The sequence below is a fragment of the Porticoccus sp. genome (assembly GCF_041592135.1).
Lineage (GTDB): Bacteria > Pseudomonadota > Gammaproteobacteria > Pseudomonadales > Porticoccaceae > Porticoccus.
The window spans coordinates 1-2,107 of record NZ_JBFHQR010000213.1; the positions used below are offsets into that span (position 1 = coordinate 1).

5 protein-coding genes are annotated in these 2,107 nt (G+C 56.0%); 1 reads left to right on the top strand and 4 read right to left on the bottom strand.

The genetic code is table 11. The features are described from left to right. From ABY948_RS12210 to radC, 4 genes are all read right to left on the bottom strand, one after another. Positions 1–399 (bottom strand): transposase (locus tag ABY948_RS12210; RefSeq protein WP_461482808.1); only part of this gene is annotated, 399 nt, incomplete at its 3' end. Between the two features lie 119 nt (positions 400–518). After that, positions 519–686, bottom strand: a complete 168-nt coding sequence (gene rpmG, locus ABY948_RS12215) for a 50S ribosomal protein L33 (protein ID WP_036858763.1) — start codon at positions 684–686, stop codon at positions 519–521. An 11-nt stretch (positions 687–697) separates the two neighbouring features. Then, positions 698–934 (bottom strand): 50S ribosomal protein L28, encoded by a 237-nt coding sequence (rpmB, locus tag ABY948_RS12220; protein WP_461482809.1) that lies wholly within the window; start codon positions 932–934, stop codon positions 698–700. Positions 935–1,099: 165 nt separating this feature from the next. After that, on the bottom strand, positions 1,100–1,774 hold the full coding sequence (gene radC / locus ABY948_RS12225; RefSeq protein ID WP_461482810.1) for a RadC family protein: 675 nt from the start codon (positions 1,772–1,774) through the stop codon (positions 1,100–1,102). 96 nt (positions 1,775–1,870) lie between these two features. Here radC and ABY948_RS12230 point away from each other — a divergent pair. Further along, positions 1,871–2,107: flavoprotein (locus tag ABY948_RS12230; RefSeq protein ID WP_461482811.1), on the top strand; the 237-nt coding region annotated here is incomplete at its 3' end.

Consider the following 2,107-nt stretch of genomic DNA (forward strand, 5'->3'; position numbering starts at 1 on the left):
AACAACCATGCCATTACCGCCCAACATGCCGCCACCATCCTCACGCATTGCTTCACGGATTCTGTGAGCCATGAACCATGCAGACTTGTAGGTAATACCTAACATGCGGTGCAGTTGGTGGGCACTAATGCCTTTCTTGCTGGCGCACATCAGGTGAACAGCAATAAGCCACTTATTCAGAGGAATCTTGCTGCCCTCAAACAGAGTGCCAACGGTTACGGTGAACTGCTTGCGGCAATCACCGCATTTGTACAACCCGTCCCGGCCACCCTTCATGGTGTATATCTTCTCTACTCCGCCACAGTGAGGACATACAGCTCCCTCCGGCCAGCGCAATGCCTCCAGATGCTTTCTTGCTTCTTCCCTATTGTGAAACTTTGGGCTGGATAGATCAGACATAGCCGCTTCCTCAGAACATGGCTTATTCTGACTTAATTAGTTGGGTTTGTAAAGTATATAATGCTCATAAAAAAGCCCCGACAAGTCGGGGCTTTTTTTCAACGTACCGAACAAAACGCTTATTTGATCTTCGCTTCTTTATAGGGCACGTGTTTGCGAACAACCGGGTCGTACTTGCTGAATTCCAGCTTTTCCGGTTGAGTGCGCTTGTTTTTGGTGGTGGTGTAGTAGTGACCGGTACCGGCACTGGAAACCAGTTTGATCTTGTCGCGATTTGACTTGGCCATGATAGCTCTCCTTAAACCTTATCGCCGCGCTTGCGGATGTCTGCCAGCACCTGATCGATACCGACCTTGTCGATAATCCGCATGCCTTTGGAGGAGACGCGCAGTTTGACAAAGCGCTTCTCGGCTTCAACCCAGAAACGGTGGGAGTGCAGGTTTGGCTCAAACCGGCGGCGGGTTCTGTTCTTGGCGTGGGAAACGTTGTTTCCTGTCATCGGTTTTTTTCCGGTGACTTGACATACTTTAGACATTGCTTTGCCTCTGCTAACTGGCATCACCCAACAAGGGTGATCGCTTATGAATTCTGGCTTTCGGTACCTGTCTACGGGGACAGCCCCGCGAAGAGCCGCGTTTTATACCAGAAGGGCCTCCCGAAATCAAACAAATTCCTTAACGGGCAATCGCTTCCGGCAGGATCAGAGCATCCCCCGCTCCGCCAGGGACACGGTATAGCCCGCCCCGACGATCAGGTGGTCGAGCACCCGCACATCCAGCAACTGCAGCGCCTCCTGCAACTGGCGGGTAATGTGGCGGTCCGGTTCACTGGGCTCGGCCACACCGGACGGGTGATTGTGGGCAAAAATTACCGCCGCCGCATTGTGGTACAGAACCCGTCGCACCACCACCCGGGGATGCACACTGGCGCCATCAATAGTGCCAAAAAACAGTTTTTCCCAGGCGATCAACCGATGCTGGGTATCCAGAAACAGGGCGCCAAAAATTTCCTGGCGGCACTGCCGCAATTGCGCCAGCAGAAATTCACTCACCCTGGCGGGACTGGTGAGCACATGCTCCCGCTGCAATTGTTCGCCCAGGTGGCGGCGCGCCAGCTCCAGCACCGCCTGCAGCTGTACAAACTTCGCCTCGCCCAGTCCCCGGGCAAGGCAAAAGCTGGTTTTATCCGCGGACAATAACTCGCCGAGATTGCCAAACTGTTGCAACAGTGTGCGCGCCAGATCCACCGCCGACTGGCCGGCACAGCCGGTGCGCAGAAAAATGGCCAGCAGCTCGGCATCGGACAGCGCCTGGGCGCCCCTGGCGAGCAGTTTTTCCCGGGGGCGCTCACCCTCCGGCCAATCGCGAATCGACATAACACCTCCCTGTGTCTTCGATTATGTGAGTCCTGACTACGCAAACTTTGCCTGCGATGTTATCTTAGCCCCCTCGGCACGACTTTAGGAAACCCCATGCTGTCACTGGCAAATAAACGGATTCTGCTGGGCGTCACCGGCGGTATCGCCGCCTACAAAAGCGCGGAGCTGATCCGCCGCCTGCAGGATGCCGGCGCCACGGTACAGGTGGCAATGACCAGGGCGGCCACCGAATTCATCACCCCACTGACCCTGCAGGCCCTGTCCGGCAACCCGGTACACCTGGAGCTGCTGGACCCCGAGGCGGAGGCCGCCATGGGCCATATCCAGTTG